Source organism: Paenibacillus sp. Cedars, assembly GCF_003184205.1.
GTDB classification, from domain to species: Bacteria; Bacillota; Bacilli; order Paenibacillales; family Paenibacillaceae; genus Paenibacillus_AQ; species Paenibacillus_AQ glucanolyticus.
In genome coordinates this window covers 3,668,086-3,685,406 of record NZ_CP020866.1, presented here as the reverse complement: position 1 = coordinate 3,685,406, position 17,321 = coordinate 3,668,086, and the positions used below count along the sequence as shown (strand labels likewise).

General features: G+C 49.7%; 21 protein-coding genes. 19 read left to right on the top strand and 2 right to left on the bottom strand.

From position 1 onward, the window contains the following. Nucleotides 1–64 precede the first annotated feature (64 nt). Entirely contained in the window at nt 65–1,621 is a 1,557-nt protein-coding gene (locus B9D94_RS18630) for a family 10 glycosylhydrolase (RefSeq protein ID WP_148247683.1), read from the top strand. 79 nt (nt 1,622–1,700) lie between these two features. After that, complete coding sequence (locus B9D94_RS18625; protein WP_006209352.1) at nt 1,701–2,624, top strand: patatin-like phospholipase family protein; 924 nt, start codon at nt 1,701–1,703, stop codon at nt 2,622–2,624. Between the two features lie 47 nt (nt 2,625–2,671). Here B9D94_RS18625 and B9D94_RS18620 read toward each other — a convergent pair whose 3' ends face one another. After that, on the bottom strand, nt 2,672–3,001 hold the full coding sequence (locus tag B9D94_RS18620) for a hypothetical protein (RefSeq protein ID WP_148247682.1): 330 nt from the start codon (nt 2,999–3,001) through the stop codon (nt 2,672–2,674). Nucleotides 3,002–3,007: 6 nt separating this feature from the next. Continuing rightward, complete coding sequence (locus tag B9D94_RS18615) at nt 3,008–4,000, bottom strand: DUF1385 domain-containing protein (RefSeq protein ID WP_148247681.1); 993 nt, start codon at nt 3,998–4,000, stop codon at nt 3,008–3,010. Nucleotides 4,001–4,163: 163 nt separating this feature from the next. Here B9D94_RS18615 and B9D94_RS18610 point away from each other — a divergent pair, with 163 nt between their 5' ends. The 17 genes from B9D94_RS18610 to B9D94_RS18530 all read left to right on the top strand — a co-directional run bounded on the left by B9D94_RS18610 (nt 4,164) and on the right by B9D94_RS18530 (nt 17,280). Further along, complete coding sequence (locus B9D94_RS18610; RefSeq protein ID WP_006209355.1) at nt 4,164–4,661, top strand: YqhR family membrane protein; 498 nt, start codon at nt 4,164–4,166, stop codon at nt 4,659–4,661. A 78-nt stretch (nt 4,662–4,739) separates the two neighbouring features. After that, nucleotides 4,740–5,186, top strand: a complete 447-nt coding sequence (aroQ, locus tag B9D94_RS18605; RefSeq protein WP_148247680.1) for a type II 3-dehydroquinate dehydratase — start codon at nt 4,740–4,742, stop codon at nt 5,184–5,186. Between the two features lie 38 nt (nt 5,187–5,224). After that, nucleotides 5,225–6,295 (top strand): M24 family metallopeptidase, encoded by a 1,071-nt coding sequence (locus B9D94_RS18600; RefSeq protein WP_006209357.1) that lies wholly within the window; start codon nt 5,225–5,227, stop codon nt 6,293–6,295. A gap of 91 nt (nt 6,296–6,386) precedes the next feature. Then, the gene (gene efp / locus B9D94_RS18595; RefSeq protein ID WP_006209358.1) at nt 6,387–6,944 is read left to right on the top strand and encodes an elongation factor P; all 558 of its coding nucleotides are present in this window, start codon (nt 6,387–6,389) and stop codon (nt 6,942–6,944) included. A 236-nt stretch (nt 6,945–7,180) separates the two neighbouring features. After that, complete coding sequence (locus tag B9D94_RS18590; protein WP_076152712.1) at nt 7,181–8,434, top strand: aspartate kinase; 1,254 nt, start codon at nt 7,181–7,183, stop codon at nt 8,432–8,434. 186 nt (nt 8,435–8,620) lie between these two features. After that, a complete protein-coding gene (locus B9D94_RS18585; RefSeq protein ID WP_006209360.1) occupies nt 8,621–8,887 on the top strand; it encodes a YqhV family protein in 267 nt (88 codons plus the stop codon). Between the two features lie 119 nt (nt 8,888–9,006). Next, a complete protein-coding gene (gene spoIIIAA, locus B9D94_RS18580; protein WP_006209361.1) occupies nt 9,007–10,005 on the top strand; it encodes a stage III sporulation protein AA in 999 nt (332 codons plus the stop codon). Beyond that, nucleotides 9,998–10,516, top strand: coding sequence for a stage III sporulation protein SpoIIIAB (gene spoIIIAB, locus B9D94_RS18575; RefSeq protein ID WP_006209362.1), 519 nt, complete (start codon nt 9,998–10,000; stop codon nt 10,514–10,516). Before spoIIIAA ends, spoIIIAB begins: the two co-directional genes overlap by 8 nt. A 15-nt stretch (nt 10,517–10,531) precedes the next feature. Further along, complete coding sequence (gene spoIIIAC, locus B9D94_RS18570; RefSeq protein WP_006209363.1) at nt 10,532–10,735, top strand: stage III sporulation protein AC; 204 nt, start codon at nt 10,532–10,534, stop codon at nt 10,733–10,735. Nucleotides 10,736–10,745: 10 nt separating this feature from the next. Then, nucleotides 10,746–11,135 (top strand): stage III sporulation protein AD, encoded by a 390-nt coding sequence (gene spoIIIAD / locus B9D94_RS18565; protein ID WP_006209364.1) that lies wholly within the window; start codon nt 10,746–10,748, stop codon nt 11,133–11,135. 15 nt (nt 11,136–11,150) lie between these two features. Beyond that, nucleotides 11,151–12,359 carry a stage III sporulation protein AE gene (gene spoIIIAE / locus B9D94_RS18560; protein ID WP_006209365.1) on the top strand — a complete coding sequence of 403 codons (1,209 nt, stop codon included), beginning with the start codon at nt 11,151–11,153 and terminating at the stop codon, nt 12,357–12,359. Nucleotides 12,360–12,399: 40 nt separating this feature from the next. Beyond that, nucleotides 12,400–13,119 carry a stage III sporulation protein AF gene (gene spoIIIAF / locus B9D94_RS18555; protein WP_063479096.1) on the top strand — a complete coding sequence of 240 codons (720 nt, stop codon included), beginning with the start codon at nt 12,400–12,402 and terminating at the stop codon, nt 13,117–13,119. Between the two features lie 14 nt (nt 13,120–13,133). Further along, complete coding sequence (spoIIIAG, locus tag B9D94_RS18550; RefSeq protein ID WP_006209367.1) at nt 13,134–13,775, top strand: stage III sporulation protein AG; 642 nt, start codon at nt 13,134–13,136, stop codon at nt 13,773–13,775. 71 nt (nt 13,776–13,846) lie between these two features. Continuing rightward, the gene (locus B9D94_RS18545) at nt 13,847–14,677 is read left to right on the top strand and encodes a SpoIIIAH-like family protein (RefSeq protein WP_006209368.1); all 831 of its coding nucleotides are present in this window, start codon (nt 13,847–13,849) and stop codon (nt 14,675–14,677) included. A 169-nt stretch (nt 14,678–14,846) separates the two neighbouring features. Next, entirely contained in the window at nt 14,847–15,350 is a 504-nt protein-coding gene (gene accB, locus B9D94_RS18540; RefSeq protein ID WP_006209369.1) for an acetyl-CoA carboxylase biotin carboxyl carrier protein, read from the top strand. A 54-nt stretch (nt 15,351–15,404) separates the two neighbouring features. Next, nucleotides 15,405–16,748 (top strand): acetyl-CoA carboxylase biotin carboxylase subunit, encoded by a 1,344-nt coding sequence (gene accC / locus B9D94_RS18535; RefSeq protein WP_036636762.1) that lies wholly within the window; start codon nt 15,405–15,407, stop codon nt 16,746–16,748. 118 nt (nt 16,749–16,866) lie between these two features. Beyond that, on the top strand, nt 16,867–17,280 hold the full coding sequence (locus B9D94_RS18530) for an Asp23/Gls24 family envelope stress response protein (protein WP_006209370.1): 414 nt from the start codon (nt 16,867–16,869) through the stop codon (nt 17,278–17,280). Nucleotides 17,281–17,321 lie beyond the last annotated feature (41 nt).

Sequence of the window (17,321 nt, the reverse complement as noted above, 5' to 3'; positions counted from 1 at the left end):
TCTAGTGTTTTATTAATAGGTTAGATTTACCTGCAAATTTCATATTTTCGGAGGAATAATAGAAATGAAGCTTCGTAGATGGTTGTTGGTGCTGATTATGCTGCTATTGTGTCTCCCGTCGGTGGTCCCAACTGCGCAAGCGAAGACAGCCGGTATCAGCATACAGTTGGACGGTGTTAACCTGAACAGTGACGTATCTCCTTACATATTGCCCAAGGTCTATGTGACGATGGTTCCAACACGTATTATCAGTGAGGGGCTTGGCGCATCGGTCGATTGGAATCAGAAATCGAAGACGGTAACGATCGGTAAGGACGGTTCCAATCTTCAATTGACTTTCGGCAAAAAAACCGCAATTGTGAACGGCGCATCCGTAGCCCTGGATGCATCGGTTGAGATTAAGAACGGTCGGGTTATGGTTCCGCTGCGGTTTATCAGTGAGAATCTTGGCCTGCAAGTAGAGTGGAATCAAACGGCACAGCGTATTTCGCTCTTCACAGGCATGGTTGTCGTTCCGCCGCCCGTATCCACGGGTGACGAGATCAGAGGGGCCTGGATCTCCACGGTGTTCAATCTCGATTGGCCAAAATCGAAAACCAGCGCCGAACAGCAAAAAGCATCCTATACCTCTTTACTGGACTCACTCCAGGAAGTTGGCATCAATACCGTGTACGTGCAGGTGCGTCCGGCTGGAGATGCCTTGTATCCTTCCTCCATGGTTCCCTGGTCCAAGGTGCTGACTGGCATTCAAGGGGCAGACCCGGGGTATGATCCGCTGGCATTCATGGTAGAAGAAACACATAAGCGGAATATGGAGTTCCACGCTTGGTTCAATCCGTTCCGGGCCAACACCGATATCCTGACGGCAACACTCGATCCATCTCACGTGGCCTTAAGCCATCCGGACTGGATCGTGAACACCGGTAAGCAGCTGTATATCAATCCAGGTATCCCGGATGCGCGTGAGCACATTATTGATACCATTATGGAAGTGGTGAACGGGTACGATATCGACGGCATTCATCTGGATGATTACTTCTATCCATCCAATACGGTATTTAACGATGATGCCGCGTATCGGCAGTACAATAATGGAGTTTACTCCAATCTCGGAGACTGGCGCCGCGGCAACATCAATGCATTTGTCCAGTCGCTTGGTGAGAGTATTCACCGTGCGAAGCCTAACGTTGAATACGGAATCAGCCCATTCGGTGTATGGCGCAACCAGTCAGTGGATAAAACCGGATCCGATACCAAAGCCGGTGTGACCGCTTATGACAGCATGTATGCCGACGTACGGGCGTGGATCCAGAACGGCTGGATCGATTATGTAGCTCCACAGATTTACTGGAGCATGAGTAATCCGGCTGTCGATTATGACAAGCTGGTTGACTGGTGGGTTGGCGAGGTTCGAGGAACGGACGTGGATCTCATTATCGGTCATGCACCCTACAAGCTTGGAACCAGTGAAATCGGTTGGCAAAGCGCATCGGAAATTATTAACCAATTGAAGTACAATCAGAATTATTCAGAGGTTACAGGCAGCATTTTCTTTAGAGCAGAAAATATTTTAAGCAATCCGTTAGGTCTTAAAGATCAATTGCAATCATATTATAGATAATCCAGCAAGTCCTATAGGTATGAAATTTCCCCCGTGCTCATACATAGTCATTAGACCATGTGAGGCGGGGGATTTTTGTATGCAAATCAATGCGGTTTTTGAAGGTGGGGGAGTCAAGGGCATCTCGCTTGCAGGGGCTGTCAAAGCAGCGGAGAATGCCGGGGTAGAGTTCAGCCGCGTTGCCGGAACATCTTCCGGATCAATCATTGCGTCCGTGCTGGCAGCCGGTTACCGCGCGGATGAGATCAAGGATATTATCGAGGAAACGCCTTTTCATTCGTTTCTCCAGCGCGCCCCGATATTTAATACGAAGTTTATCGGTCCTGCCTTGCGGGTGTTGATTAAGAAGGGTCTGTATTCCGGAGAAGCCCTGGAGAACTGGATTCGAGACATTTTACTTGCGAAAGGGATCTTTACCTTCTCGGACATACCGGCAGGCAAGCTGTATATTGTAGCCTCTGACATAACAAACGGAAGGCTGCTGGTGCTTCCTGATGATCTTCGTCAATATGGAATTAACCCGCAAACGTTCCCTGTGGCCAAGGCTGTTCGTATGAGCTGCAGCATTCCTTATTTTTTTGATCCGGTCATTCTTCGCTTATTGGGCAGGGCTGCTAAGGGCAAATCCTTGGCAGATCAGTTTGTCTACATTGTGGATGGAGGGCTGCTTAGCAATTTCCCGTTGTGGCTCTTTGACCGTGATTCCAAAGGGGGGCCTAAGCCGCTGCCTGTGCTTGGTTTTCAAATGGTTGGAAAGAATAGCAACTTTCCTCATCTGATCGAGGGGCCCATCGGCATGCTGACTGCCATGTTTGAGACGATGCTGTCGGCCCACGATGAACGGTACATCGAGCAGAAAAATCGAAACCGAACGATTAAAATCCCGACGCTCGGCATCGGAACGACACATTTTAACCTGACGAAGGACGAGAGTGAGGATTTGTATAATTCCGGATTAACGGCAGGGACGATATTTTTCAGCCGCTGGAGCTCTGAACAATAAAAAAACCGTCCACCCGGCATTTCCATGCAGGGGGCGGTTTTTTATTGTTAATGATATTTAGGAACATCATCCGGCGGGTCTGATTTACCTTTTTGCCCATCGATGACCTGAAACGGGTACTGTTTGCGTTTAGCTGGACTGCTCTTTCGCACCGGAGCATTCTTGGCTGCCATTTTTGCCGCTGTTCTCTTGGAAGGCTTCACCTTGGGACGCTTGCTTAAGCAGCGCGGCGGAAACTTGTAGAGCAAATACACAACGCCAACAATAATCAAGGGGATCAGAATACTCATTCTTGATCCAGGTTCTAACAGGAGTACCAGCAGCCCTACGGCGGCTAAGGTGCTAGCCGTCCAAAAAATGATCGCATGCCTTCTCATGGATTATCACCCTTTCGCGGGATCCAGCACACTTCCTGTCACAGATTGGTGAACGGTAACCTTCTCGTATTGAGCATCTAACTCACGCATTCTGTTAAAGGATGCGATGGATACTTCAACCTGAGCATCATTAGGTTCCTTTGTAGTCAGAAGCTGCAGCCACAGACCGGGATATCCGAGGAAACGAAGCACCGGCGTATCACGCATGGCATTGGTGAGTTTCAGAAACTCAAAGGAAACGCCCAGCACCACCGGAAGAAGCGCGATTCGTTGAATGACCCTCTCTGTCATGGTATCCCATGGGACTACCGAGTAAACCACAACGCCGAGCACAATAGTCAGCATCATGAAACTGCTGCCGCAGCGATAATGCAGGCGCGTATATTTCTGAACGTTCTTCACCGTCAGTTCTTCACCTGCTTCGAATGCGCTTATGACTTTATGTTCAGCACCGTGGTACTGGAACAGTCTCTTAATGACAGGTGTTTGGGAGATCGCCCACAAATACACAAGGAGCAGTATTAATTTAATAACGCCTTCAATCAGGTTATGCACAATATAGTGATCAAATGTATCGCCAAAAAAGAAATCTTCTACAAAAACAGGTACGAGTGTAAACAACAGCTTACCGAATATAAAGGAAAGCACACTGACGGCGGCGACACCAATAATCATGCTTAAACTCCAGCCTGAGTCTTCCTTCTCTTTCTGTTTCTCGCGTTCTTCCGGCTCCAGCGTATCGTCTGCGTAAGCATCAGCCGAATAATTCAGATGTTTGGAACCTTTGATTGTTGAATCTATGAGACTGACGATGCCGCGAAGAAGCGGAATCTTCCGCAGCTTACGAACCCATGTCTTGTCTTCGCGAGGCACCTCTAGAAACTTGATTTCGTTATTTTTTCGCCGCACGGCTGTCACATTGACATGCTTGCCGCCGAACATAACGCCTTCGATTACAGCTTGGCCTCCATAGCTGATCGGGGTTGACTTATCGGACAACCAGTTCACCCTCCCTGACATGTTTTTCGTTCTATGAACTATTGTATCGAATTTTGAAAGTAATTTCTAGTTGGATTAGCCGCAAGGGAAGAGGTGCATACTACTTTGAAAGAAGAACTGAGGCAATGAAGTGTTTCCATAGCATAGAGAGGAGAATCGATAGATGCATGAACATCAATTTCGGCAGCAGAATCAGGTAACGAGTCCATTCTTGTTTGCCTTGGAGCTGGGCTATTATGCTGGACTGATCTGGGGGGCTGTACTCTGGTTGTTTTACTGGCTGAGTTTTACGAAGGTGCTGCCTGGATTTTTGTTGGAGCCATTCTTCAAACATGAATTTCTCAAGAGCACCGCGGGTCAAATCGCCGGGTGGCTATCTTTCATCGCCTTTTCCGTCATTGCTTCGCTTATCTATGTGCTCTTGCTAAGGAAACTCAAGGGTCCATGGCCCGGGATTGCTTATGGAATTTTATGGTGGGCTGTGTTGTTTATTGCCCTCAACCCGTGGCTCCGACTGACGGACCCGGTCAAGAAGCTGCCGTGGGATACAAACATCTCCGAAGTTTGTATTTTTATATTGTGGGGACTATTTATCGGCTATACGGCAGCGCAGGAATTCACCGATGAGAAACTGCGTGAACCGAAGAAGGTGACAGGCTAGACAAGAAAAACTTCTCAATCTCATGCTGCCTATGGTAAAATAGCTTTTGGTTATTTGACGAAAAAGGTGGGAAACCCTATGAAATCCATATGGGTGATAAACGGACCGAACTTAAACCTGCTCGGCTTCCGGGAACCGGGGATTTATGGTTCACTCAGCCTGCAGGCGATCGAAGATAATTTGCGCAAACAGGCGGATCTCGCCGGTATCGGTGTTACCTTCTTTCAGTCCAATCATGAGGGTGCAATTATTGACCGGATCCATGAAGCTATTGGGCTCGCGGACGGCATACTCCTTAATCCAGGCGCACTGACTCATTACAGCTACGCTGTACGTGATGCCATCAGTTCCGCCCGTATTCCGACAGTGGAAGTTCATCTATCGAACATTCATGCCAGGGAGGAATTTCGTCATACTTCCGTCATAGCACCTGTTGCTGTCGGGCAAATCGCGGGTTTTGGCGCAGCCAGTTACACACTGGGCTTGTCAGCCCTTTTACAAGTTCTGGATGACCAAGAAGGATAGTTTGCTCTTGGGAAATGGGTGAGAGGAGAGGGTAACGAATGAGTAACAAACGAGTTGTTGAGCTGCGTGAGAAACTTCAAGGCAAAGGCTTGTCGGCTATGCTGGTTGCAAGTCCGGTCAACCGCAGATATTTGACGGGATTCACCGGATCTGCCGGTTATGTGCTGATCACGCTGAATGAATCTTATCTATTGACGGATTTCCGTTACATGACACAGGCTCCGCAGCAAGCGGTTGGGTTTACAGTGGTCGAGCATGGACCGAAGGTCATGGATACGGTTAAAGATCTGCTTGCTGCAGAAGGAATCACCTCGCTTGGTTTTGAACAGGATCATGTTACATACGGTGTGTTTTCCACATATTCCGAACAGCTTGCACCAATCAGCTTGGCGCCGGTTACAGGCCTTGTGGAGGAACTGCGTATATTTAAGGATGCTGAAGAGCTGAGCATCATGCAGCGAGCGGCAGATTTGGCGGATCAAACGTTCAGTCATGTGCTGACCATTCTGTCGAGCGGTAAAACGGAACGGGAGATCGATCTGGAAATGGAAATGTTCATGCGCAAGCATGGTGCGACCTCCTCTTCCTTCGACACCATCGTTGCCTCCGGCGAACGATCCGCCCTTCCGCACGGTGTTGCCAGTCAGCGCGTCATTCAGGGGAATGAATTCGTTACATTTGATTTCGGTGCGCTGCTTGACGGATACTGCTCCGATTTGACAAGAACTGTTGCACTCGGCAATCCTGACCCTAAACTGAAGGAAATCTATGATATTGTGCTTGAAGCGCAGCTTCACGCACTGGATCATATTAAACCAGGCATGACGGGACGCGAGGCAGATGCCTTAACACGTGATATCATTTCACGTTATGGATATGGCGAATATTTTGGCCACAGCACGGGACATGGTTTGGGTATGGAGGTTCATGAATCTCCGCGCCTCTCCAAGATGAGTGATGATGTGCTGCAGCCGGGCATGGTGGTCACGGTCGAGCCGGGCATCTACCTGCCTGGGCTTGGCGGCGTGCGTATCGAAGATGATATCGTAATCACGGAAACGGGTATTCATATACTGACTAGCTCGTCCAAAGATTACACTGTACTATAAAGAGGCAGCTCCAGGAGTCTCTTATGACCAAGAATGTTCGATCAGGAATGAAATGCAATTCATTAGACCGTATCCTTAGGAGGGAATCTTAGTGATTTCAGTTAACGATTTTAAAACAGGTTTGACCGTAGAAGTGGATGGCGATATTTTTAGCGTTTTGGATTTTCAACATGTGAAGCCGGGTAAAGGCGCAGCTTTCGTGCGCTCCAAGTTGAAAAACCTTCGCAACGGCAACACCGTTGAGAAGACATTCCGTGCGGGGGAAACCATCGGTCGTGCCATCATCGACAACCGCGGAGTGCAATACCTGTACGCAAGCGGACAAGAGCATGTGTTTATGGACAACGAAACTTATGATCAGTTCAGCTTGACCAGCGAGCAGCTGGAGTGGGAGCTTAACTTCCTGAGAGAGAACATGAACGTTAACATCATCAGCTACCAAGGTGAGATCCTTGGTATCAACCTGCCAAACAGCGTTGAGCTGAAGGTTGTTGAGACCGAGCCTGGAATCAAAGGCAACACGGCTACGGGTGCTACGAAGAGTGCGAAAGTGGAAACCGGCCTCAATGTGCAGGTTCCGCTGTTCATTAACGAAGACGATGTGCTTCTGATTGATACGCGCGAAGGTAAATATATCTCCCGTGCTTAGTGTGGCTTAAACGGAACCCTTCGAAGACTCGCAGGGTGCCAATATGTTCTAAATCAAGGACTCCTGTACGCATGTACGGGAGTTTTTTGCGATGAGTCGGGCTTGGATCCATGCGCTGTGCACGTTTTGCTTTTGAAAAGCCTTGACGGGATGACTCACTTTCGTATTATACTGTTTTAAAGTGAGAAACCACCTGAATGCTGTTACATACTGATTAGCGGGGAGTGAAAGAAGCATTGTCACTGTACGTCATGAAATTCGGAGGCAGCTCTGTTGGGGATACAGAACGCATGAAGCGTGTTGCCAGAAGAATTGTAGAGAAACAAGATGAAGGTCATCAATGTGTAGTTGTAGTGTCTGCTATGGGGGATACAACAGACGATTTGATCGATCAGGCGAAACTGTTGAATGAGAACCCGCCGGCGCGGGAAATGGATATGCTGATGACCACAGGGGAACAGATATCGATTTCACTGCTGTCCATGGCTATTCACGGCCTGGGGCGCAAGGCGATGTCCTTTACTGGCTGGCAGGCAGGCTTCCGTACGGAAGCGGTCCATGGCAAAGCTCGTATAACCGACATTATGCCTGAGCGCGTGCATAAGGCGCTTGACGATGGTCACATCGTCATTGTCGCGGGATTCCAGGGAATGTCCGAAGAAGGAGAAATTACGACGCTTGGTCGCGGAGGATCAGACACCACCGCGGTTGCTCTTGCAGCAGCCATTCAAGCGGATGTATGTGAAATATATACGGATGTGGACGGAATCTACTCTACAGATCCGCGGGTAGTCCAATGCGCTCGGAAGCTGAAGGAGATTTCCTATGACGAGATGCTGGAGCTTGCCAATCTTGGTGCAGCGGTCCTTCACCCGCGTGCGGTTGAATATGCGAAGCATAATCAAGTCAAGCTAGTCGTCAGATCCAGTTTTAATCATAACGAGGGTACGGTTGTTAAGGAGGAAACAAGCATGGAGCAAGGTGTGGTTGTCAGCGGAATTGCATTTGACAAGAATGTAGCCAGAATCAGTATCCTGGGTGTTGCCGATACGCCGGGTGTCTTGGCTCAAGTGTTCGGAGAGCTGGCGAAGGAAGCGATTGACGTCGATATTATCGTGCAGAGTGGTGTGCAGAATGGCGAAGCGGACTTTTCCTTTACCGTTTCCCTGAGCGATCGCGAACGCGCACTGTCCGTAATTGAGCAGATTCGCGGTAAACTTCCGTACCGTGATGTGACATCGGAAGATCATCTTGTGAAAGTGTCGATTGTCGGAGCGGGAATGGTCAGCCATCCTGGCGTGGCAGCTCAGATGTTCGATGTGATTTCACAGCAAGGCGTCAGCATCAAGATGGTTAGCACTTCCGAGATTAAAGTGTCCTGCGTAATTGAGGGCAGCAATCTCGAAGGTGTTGTACAGGCGCTGCATACTGCGTACGGGCTGGATACAGACCAGCAGGCTTCCGTTGGCGGACCGCAGGTTCGACGATAACATTTTCAGCTATTATACCTGTTTTAATAGAGTAATCCCGGTCGATATCGATCGGGATTTTTTGCGTTGTTCATTCGCTTCAGATATCGGTTCTATGAAATTGAAAAAAAATAGAGATAAAACGAGAGTCACTCGCATATTTTTAAACATCACTGACGTGAAGAAGGAAGAAGGAGGATAAACAGCATGCTGGACAAGTTTGTCGCTAGTATGGCTACATTGCGAATTTTCTCCGGCAGTCTCGAGATTGTGGCGGCCATCATCATGCTTCGACTGAATCAAGTTGATAAAGCGCTGGCTGTTAATTCAGCACTGGCTTTCACGGGTCCGCTGGTGTTGATTATTACGACAACGATCGGTCTTGTAGGAATGGCAGATAAATTGTCTTGGGGGAAGATTGGCTGGATTTTGTGCGGCGTCTCCTGTCTCTTATACGGAGTTTTAAAAAAATGATAGATTCGCTGCATAATTTCTCGGTACAAGCATACACATGGGATAAGAAGTTCTATTTATTTAAATGACGTTCTGTAAAGCGCCATATTTCAAAAAAGGACAACTTGGGGGAAATTGAGATGACACTGAGCTGGCTAGAACTGTTTCCCGAAACCGTAAAACGAATGCTGCTGGGCTTATCGAACGAGCTTCTCCATCATGTGGAGGAGGTGCGCATCCGGGAGGAGCGTCCGCTCGAAATCAATTCGGCGGGTAAGCATCACTTTCTGGACCTGCGGGGCGGACTCACTCTGCGGCCAGAAGAAGCGTATAAACCGACACGCGAAGACACCCACAGGCTGCTGGATCTCATCAGTAATCATTCCCTCTACACCATGGAAGAGGAGCTGCGCAAAGGGTTCATCACGATACCCGGCGGTCATCGGGTTGGACTCACAGGCCGGACCGTGCTTAGCGGAGGTAGAGTTGAACACATTCGGGACATCAGCGGATTCAATGTACGGATTGCCAAGGAAGTACAGGGAGCAGCAGACGATATCATCCCGCATTTACTGGACCGCAAGCGGAAGAGGGTCCTGCACACGCTGATTCTATCTCCGCCTCAGCAAGGCAAGACCACGCTGCTCAGGGACTTGGCGAGGCAAATCAGCCATGGCAAATGGGGGAAGTCGGCCGTGCATTGGCCGGGAATGAAAGTTGGCATCGTTGACGAACGTTCTGAAATTGCAGGTTGTTTGCGGGGAGTGCCGGGATTTGACGTGGGTCCCCGTACGGATGTGCTGGATGGATGTCCGAAAGCGGAAGGGATGATGATGATGATAAGGTCCATGTCGCCGGATGTGCTGATTGTGGACGAGATCGGCCGCCCGGAAGACGCCGAAGCTGTCATTGAAGCCTTGCACGCAGGCATAAGCGTGATTGCAACGGCGCATGGCTCATCCGTCCAGGATATGCGGGGCCGACCAGCACTCTCCGGATTACTGGAGAACCGGATGTTTGAGATGTATGCCGTTCTTAACAGAACGGGTGACCAAAGATCATACAAGCTGTATGACGGAGGTCAGCGCACACTTCAGCCGGCTGCGAGCGGCCCGCCTGGCGGTGATGCCTATGCTTAAACTGGTGGGCGCGGTGCTCGTGCTGGGAGCAGGTACTTTGGCCGGATTTTTTCAAGCCCAGCAGTTTGCGACAAGACCCAGGCAGCTAAGAGAACTCATTCTGGCGTTTCAACGGCTTGAGACGGAAATCAGCTACGGTTTTACACCGCTTCCCGATGCACTGGAGCGAATTGGCACTTCCCTTCGAGAGCCGCTCAGATCCTTGTTTGCCTCAGCTGCACTTTACATGAGACCCGACTACGGGTTATCCGCACAGGACAGCATCCGGAAGGCACTCGGCGAATATTGGAAGCGAACATCGATGAAAAGTGCCGAGCGAGAGGTGTTAGAGCAGCTTAGCGGTGTACTTGGCACCAGTGACAGGCAGGACCAGATCAAACATATAGCTCTGGCCGTCGGTCAGCTGAAGCATGAAGAAGCAGCGGCTAGGGACGACCAGGTCAAATATGAAAAGATGAGCAAGAGTCTGGGGCTGCTAATTGGAGCATTGATCGTCATTTTGATCTTTTAGCGAGGTGCCAAGGAAATGAACATTGAAGTGAATGCCATCTTCCAGATCGCGGGTATCGGCATTATTATCGCCATGATTCATACCGTTCTGAAACAAATGGGCAAGGAAGACATGGCGCATTGGGTGACTCTTATCGGGTTTGTGGTGGTGCTGTTTATGGTCATAAGACTGCTCGACGATTTGCTTAAGGAAATCAAAAGTATTTTTTTATTCCAGTAGGTGGACCTTTATGGAAATTATCCAGGTGGTAGGGCTGGGTCTCATCGCAACCGTGCTGATATTGGTGGTCAAGGAACAGAAGCCTCTCTTTGCCTTTCTTCTCGCCGTGGCGACCTCAGTGCTGATCTTTCTCTTCCTCATCGGGAAGATCGGAAATGTCATATCCATGCTGGAGGATTTGGCGGAGAACTCCGGAGTCCAGATCATATATCTAAAGACGGTCCTGAAGATTATCGGCATTGCCTATATTGCGGAGATGGGAGCCCAGATCGTACGAGATGCCGGACAGGAATCAATCGCATCCAAAATAGAACTGGCGGGAAAAGTGCTCATATTGGTGCTCGCTGTACCGATTATCGGGATCATTATCGAGACGGTCCTGAAGCTCCTCCCGGCTTGATAAAGGTGGGGGGACATGGGAAGAGGAGCGACCATTCAAAAAGGCTTAGCCGTGTTTCGTTTACTAACCTTGATGTTGTTTCTCTCCGGCTTGTTGTGCGGCACGGTATCCGCGGCTGAGGCATCAAATCCGGCAGGAGATTGGGTGGAGCAGCAGACGGAGCAGCTGCCGACGGACCAGGTTGAGAAATACTGGGACCGGTTGATGAAGGATTACGGCGGATTCTTCCCGGACGGCAAGACGCCGTCTCTGATGGATATGCTGCTGCCGGGCGGCGACGGGTTAAGTTTCAAAGGGGTTATGTCCGGTATTGGGAAATATTTATGGCATGAGGTGCTCTATAACGGCAAACTGCTGGCTACCATCGTCATGCTGAGCATCATGAGTCTCATCCTGGAGAACCTGCAGACGGCTTTTGAAAAAAGCACGGTGAGCCGCGTAGCCTATACGATCTGTTATATGGTCGTGCTGGTCATTGCTGTTAACAGCTTCAGCATCGCGATTGGATATGCGCGGGATGCGATCACGCAGATGATTGACTTCATGATGGCGATGCTTCCCCTGCTCTTTGCGCTCATGGCGTCAATGGGGAATGTTGTAACGGTATCGGTTGCTCATCCCCTGGTCATATTCATGGTACATACGGTAGGCACCTTGATAAGCACGATTGTTTTCCCGCTGCTGTTCTTCTCGGCACTGCTGCATCTTGTGAGTTCGCTGTCTGAAAAGTACAAGCTGACCCAGCTTGCCGATCTGCTTAGAGGAATCTCCATGGGGGTTCTGGGCGTGCTGCTTACCGTGTTCCTCGGCGTCATTTCCGTTCAAGGGTTAACCAGCTCGGTTACGGACGGCGTGACGATCCGGGCAGCCAAATATGTAACAGGCAATTTCGTTCCGGTAGTCGGCAAGATGTTTGCAGACGCGACGGATACCGTGATTTCGGCCTCATTGCTCGTTAAGAATTCCATCGGTCTGGCAGGGGTCATCATCATCTTGTTTCTGTGTGCATTTCCTGCAATCAAAATCTTGACGCTTGCCTTGATATATAATCTGGCAGCTGCGGTGATGCAGCCGCTTGGGGACACGCCGATCGGGACCTGCTTGCAAACGATCGGAAAGACGATGCTGTATGTGTTTGCAGCCTTGGCCGCCGTGAGCATGATGTTCTTCCTGGCGATAACGATATTGCTCACCGCAGGCAACATCACCGTCATGATGAGGTGAAAAGGTAAATGCAACAGTCGCAGTTTAGGAGGGTTGACGAATGGACTGGCTTGGAGCTTGGCTGAAAAGCGTCATTATGGTGGTCCTCTTTGCGGCCTTCGTTGATCTGATACTGCCTGGCAAGGCGATGGAACGTTATGCCCGGTTAGTTCTAAGCCTCCTCATTCTGCTCACACTGCTAAGTCCGATTATCTCGCTGATTACGGACCCGCCCGAGAACCAATTGGCGATGGAGCTGGAGCGTCAGGAGAAGGGGCTGCCGGAAGAGGTTCAACTGGAACAGATTATGGCACAGGCTGAGAAGCTGAAGGATATGCAGCAGAGTCAAAGCCTTCAGTGGGCAGGCAATGAACTGGCACGGGTGATGAAGGAAGAAATTTCCGCAGAAACAGGGGAAGCGGTACAAGAGGTTAAGGTGGTACTGGCTGCGGTTGCCGGACAGGACAAGGGATATTCCGGCGCGGCAATACGTTCTGTCGATGTCAGACTGACCGGGATGGAACAAGCGGATGCTGCAGTAGAGGAAGAAAATCAGCACCCTATCGGCATCCCCCCGGTGGATTCTGTTCGAGTCAACGTTGAGCCTTCATCAACGGAAAGAGATGGGAAGGCAAACGCTAAGGATAACGCAGAGGCCGTAAGCATAGCCGAGGAGGCAAGGGCGGAGCCCGTAAGGGATTACATCAGCCGTCGCTGGGATTTGGAGCCGGATCTGATCACGATATATATGCCAGGCCAGGAGCAGGATAAAAAGCTGTAGCGGAGGTGAGGATGATGGGGAATTGGTTGAAGCGATTGGAACAGTGGCTTGGCGGAGGAGCTGGCGGAGCAAGAAAAATACAAACCTTCCGCTGGTTGATCATTCTGGGTCTTATCGGTGTGGCAATCATGCTGTTCAATTCTTTCGTGAATGTAAAGAAGCTTGATCACGAGAATATCGGCCGTGAGCCACCGCCCGAATCGGCCTCAGTATCTACAACGCAAGGGGGGACTTCAAGCAGCGGCGGCGCGGATTTTGAATCGATAGAGCAGGATTTCGAGATGCGTACCAAGACCATGTTGGAACAGATTGTAGGCGTAGGATCCGTCGATGTGATGGTAACCGTGGATTCTACGGAAGAACTGGTGGTTCAGCGCAACATGAAGGATACACAAGAGCTGACGGAGGAAACCGATGCAAACGGGGGGAAACGTCATGTTACAAGCTATCAGCGCGACGGGCAGATCGTCACTTACGATTCAGCCGGTGATCAAACGCCCATTATTACCAAGAAGATCAAGCCGCAGGTCCGGGGTGTGCTTGTCGTAGCCAAGGGCGCGGAGAATGAAATTGTCAAAAGCTTGATCGTAGATGCGATCCAGCGCGGCCTCAATGTCCCATCCTATCGAATATCCGTTGTCCCACGCAAGCAGTAGTAAGCAAGGAGTCTCGCGAATGAGCCGATCGTTCATTCCAAGGTTTTTCAATTAAAGGAGGAAAAGTTCAAATGAATAACAAAAGACAAACCATCTGGTTGGTTTCCATGCTGAGTTTAATGGTCATTCTGTCAGCCTACTACTTATTTACGGATGATTCCGGAACCAAAGCGCCGCCTGTTGCCGAGAGCACGCAGGTTGACGGACAGAAGCCAGGTGCTGGACAAGAAGCAAACGGAACTACAGGCACTGGTGACGAACTGGTTGTGAACGAAGTTCTCGAAGAAGGCACGGACGGCGATTCCGGTGCTAATGAGCAAGGGGCTGGAACAACCGACACAGGTGCCACAGGTGCCCAAGACCCTGCGGAAGCGACACAGGGAGAGCAAGGGGATGAAGGAAAAGAGAATGGGGCAGCAGAAAAACCGGCAGAGCCTGAGGTGAAGGAATCCAAGGATGGAGCTGAGAATTCCAAAGATACCAGCAGCACGAATACCGGAGAGGGATCAGAGAAAGAAATATTAGAGCAAGTGGCTGCCAACGCAACTTCCGCTGAAGCTCAATTGGAGTCCTATAAACTAGAGCGGGCACAAAAAAATATGAAATTATACGATGATTTGATGACAAAGATCGACAATCACGAAGATAAGCCGGAGCAAACGGCACAAGCAACCCAACAGCTGAAAGCGGCTGAAGAGAAAGAGGAAGTGATTCTCAGCATCGAGGAGTCGCTGCAGCAGCAATTTGGCAACGCTGTTGTAAAAGAAGAAAGCGAGAAGTACAATGTTGTTGTTCTGAGCGACAAACTTGATGCCAAAGGCGCAGCCGGCATTGTCGATCTTGTGATGAAGGAACTGAAGGTTTCACCGGATAAAGTAACTGTCCGATATGTTACGCCGTAAGCCCGTCTGCAGGATTCAACATAAAGCATCTTTATACGATACTCTTGAAAGAGTCTAAGGATTGCCTTGGGCTCTTTCTATTTCGCCTGATTGTGATATAATACTCTAAGCTATTGACTGACTGTCCTAAGCAAGGGCTTCCAAGAAAGTGAAGGAGTGAACGTCGATAATGTTTAAATTAAACGAGATCAAAGAACTTATTAAGCTGGTGGATCAAACTTCCGTACATGAACTGGAGATTGAGAGCGAAGGTACACGCTTGTCCATTAAGAAACCCAATGCAGCTGAGGTTGTAAACAACTATCAAGCCGCGCCGCAAGCGTACATACCAGCACAGCAAGTGATGGCACCACAGATCGTACAGCCGAATACGGGGAATCAGGCGCCTGCAGCCGCACCGGGGCAGGATACAGTGGAGGATAGCAGCAGCTCATTACATAAAATCGTTTCACCGATGGTAGGAACCTTTTATCGTTCCCCGTCTCCAGAAGCTGGGCCGTTTGTTAGTCCCGGGGACAAGGTGACTGATAAATCGACGGTCTGCATCATTGAGGCCATGAAGCTGATGAACGAACTGGAAGCAGAGATCAAAGGCGAAATCGTAGAGGTTCTCGCTCAGAACGGACAACTTGTAGAATTCGGGCAGCCTCTGTTTCTGGTGAAGCCGGAGTAATATGGAGGGACTCGCCAAGAACGAGAGTCGTAAGAGTCCGAAGGAGGTTACTGCATGACATTTCAAAAAGTGCTTATTGCGAACAGGGGAGAGATTGCCGTTCGTATCATCCGGGCATGCCGGGAACTCGGCATCGCAACCGTTGCTGTATACTCGGAGCCGGATCGTGAGTCGCTGCATGTTCGCTTAGCGGATGAGGCTTATTGCATCGGCCCTACACTATCCAAAGACAGTTATCTGAATTTCACCAATATTATGAGTGTTGCCACACTGACCGAGTGTGATGCCATTCACCCGGGTTATGGCTTCCTGGCCGAGAACGCGGACTTTGCTGAGATCTGTGAATCCTGCAATATTACCTTTATCGGTCCTTCGGCTGACGCAATCAACCGTATGGGGGATAAGGCCGTTGCAAAACAAACGATGAAGGATGCCGGTGTACCGGTTATTCCGGGCTCGGACGGTTTGGTAGAGGATCTGAACGAGGCGGTTATGCTTGCCCGGGATATCGGCTATCCGGTCATTATCAAAGCCACTGCAGGTGGCGGGGGTAAGGGAATTCGGATCGCAGAGGACGAAGAGTCGCTCGTTAAGCAGATTACAAACGCACAGCAGGAAGCTCAGAAAGCATTCGGCAATGCGGGAGTTTATCTTGAGAAATATTTAACCGGCATGAAGCATGTCGAAATTCAAATTATGGCTGACAAACACGGCAACGCCGTGCATCTCGGAGAGCGTGACTGTTCCGTGCAGCGCCGGAGACAGAAGCTGGTTGAAGAAGCTCCTTGTCCGGTGCTAAGTGAAGAGGTACGCAGCCGGATGGGAGAAGCGGCGGTGCGCGCGGCGAAAGCTGTTGATTACTCTGGTGCCGGAACGCTTGAATTTTTATTGTCGCCAGACGGTCAGTTCTACTTCATGGAAATGAATACGCGGATTCAGGTAGAGCATCCGGTGACCGAAATGGTAACCGGGGTGGATCTGATCCAGGAAATGATCTCTGTCGCTGAAGGCAACACACTTTCCTTCAGTCAAGAGGATGTTGTCATTAACGGCTGGTCCATCGAATGCCGCATCAATGCCGAGAATCCGGACAAAGGCTTCATGCCTGCACCGGGAACGATTCAGTTCTATCTACCTCCAGGTGGTCCTGGCGTGCGGGTGGACAGCGCGGCATATCCCGGCTATACCATTTCGCCCTATTATGATTCCATGATTGCCAAGTTGATTGTATGGGCGCCGACTCGTGAAGAAGCGATTGCGAAGATGAAGCGCGCCTTGGCGGAATTCGAGATTGAGGGAATCTATTCTACAATCCCGTTCCATCAAAAACTGATGAATCATCCTACCTTCCTGAAGGGTGACTTTGATATTAAATTTTTGGAAGAAAATGAGATTTGAATACTTTGGCCAAGTTTGTCATAAACTTGGCCAAATGGTATAGTATGAGTAATAAGAGCGCATGCCTTATGCAGTTCGGGTGCATCCGCTTACTTATTCTGAAAGGTGTGTTGAGACAATGGCGGAAACTTTGCCTACAGAATTCGAACGTACAGATATCGGTGAGATTCAGATTGCGCCGGAAGTTATTGAAGTCATCGCTGGACTTGCCACGGTTGAAGTGCGTGGAGTTGCAGGAATGAGCGGAGGCTTCGCAGGCGGTATTGCTGAACTGCTCGGACGCAAAAACTTATCCAAGGGTGTTAAAGTGGAAGTGGGACAACGCGAAGCTGCTGTTGATGTATCCGTTATTGTGGAATACGGGTATCGTCTTCCGGAAGTAGCTGGAGAAATCCAACGCAACGTGAAACGTTCAATAGAGAATATGACAGGGCTTACGGTTATTGAAGTCAATGTACATATTCATGATGTCCATTTCATGAAATCCGTAGAGAAGACGGAAGAGTTGGATCTGGCTCAACGCGTGAAATAGAATAGTTTCAGGCTAGCCCTGGGCAGCGATGTCGAGGGTTT

Coding starts and splice junctions, on each gene's coding strand:
- B9D94_RS18530 (WP_006209370.1), top strand. CDS start 16,867: ATGGCGGAAACTTTGCCTACAGAATTCGAACGTACAGATATCGGTGAG.
- spoIIIAD (WP_006209364.1), top strand. CDS start 10,746: ATGGAAATTATCCAGGTGGTAGGGCTGGGTCTCATCGCAACCGTGCTG.
- B9D94_RS18600 (WP_006209357.1), top strand. CDS start 5,225: ATGAGTAACAAACGAGTTGTTGAGCTGCGTGAGAAACTTCAAGGCAAA.
- B9D94_RS18545 (WP_006209368.1), top strand. CDS start 13,847: ATGAATAACAAAAGACAAACCATCTGGTTGGTTTCCATGCTGAGTTTA.
- spoIIIAC (WP_006209363.1), top strand. CDS start 10,532: ATGAACATTGAAGTGAATGCCATCTTCCAGATCGCGGGTATCGGCATT.
- B9D94_RS18610 (WP_006209355.1), top strand. CDS start 4,164: ATGCATGAACATCAATTTCGGCAGCAGAATCAGGTAACGAGTCCATTC.
- spoIIIAG (WP_006209367.1), top strand. CDS start 13,134: ATGGGGAATTGGTTGAAGCGATTGGAACAGTGGCTTGGCGGAGGAGCT.
- spoIIIAF (WP_063479096.1), top strand. CDS start 12,400: ATGGACTGGCTTGGAGCTTGGCTGAAAAGCGTCATTATGGTGGTCCTC.
- spoIIIAA (WP_006209361.1), top strand. CDS start 9,007: ATGACACTGAGCTGGCTAGAACTGTTTCCCGAAACCGTAAAACGAATG.
- spoIIIAE (WP_006209365.1), top strand. CDS start 11,151: ATGGGAAGAGGAGCGACCATTCAAAAAGGCTTAGCCGTGTTTCGTTTA.
- B9D94_RS18625 (WP_006209352.1), top strand. CDS start 1,701: ATGCAAATCAATGCGGTTTTTGAAGGTGGGGGAGTCAAGGGCATCTCG.
- B9D94_RS18585 (WP_006209360.1), top strand. CDS start 8,621: ATGCTGGACAAGTTTGTCGCTAGTATGGCTACATTGCGAATTTTCTCC.
- spoIIIAB (WP_006209362.1), top strand. CDS start 9,998: ATGCTTAAACTGGTGGGCGCGGTGCTCGTGCTGGGAGCAGGTACTTTG.
- B9D94_RS18620 (WP_148247682.1), bottom strand. CDS start 3,001: ATGAGAAGGCATGCGATCATTTTTTGGACGGCTAGCACCTTAGCCGCC.
- aroQ (WP_148247680.1), top strand. CDS start 4,740: ATGAAATCCATATGGGTGATAAACGGACCGAACTTAAACCTGCTCGGC.
- B9D94_RS18630 (WP_148247683.1), top strand. CDS start 65: ATGAAGCTTCGTAGATGGTTGTTGGTGCTGATTATGCTGCTATTGTGT.
- accB (WP_006209369.1), top strand. CDS start 14,847: ATGTTTAAATTAAACGAGATCAAAGAACTTATTAAGCTGGTGGATCAA.
- accC (WP_036636762.1), top strand. CDS start 15,405: ATGACATTTCAAAAAGTGCTTATTGCGAACAGGGGAGAGATTGCCGTT.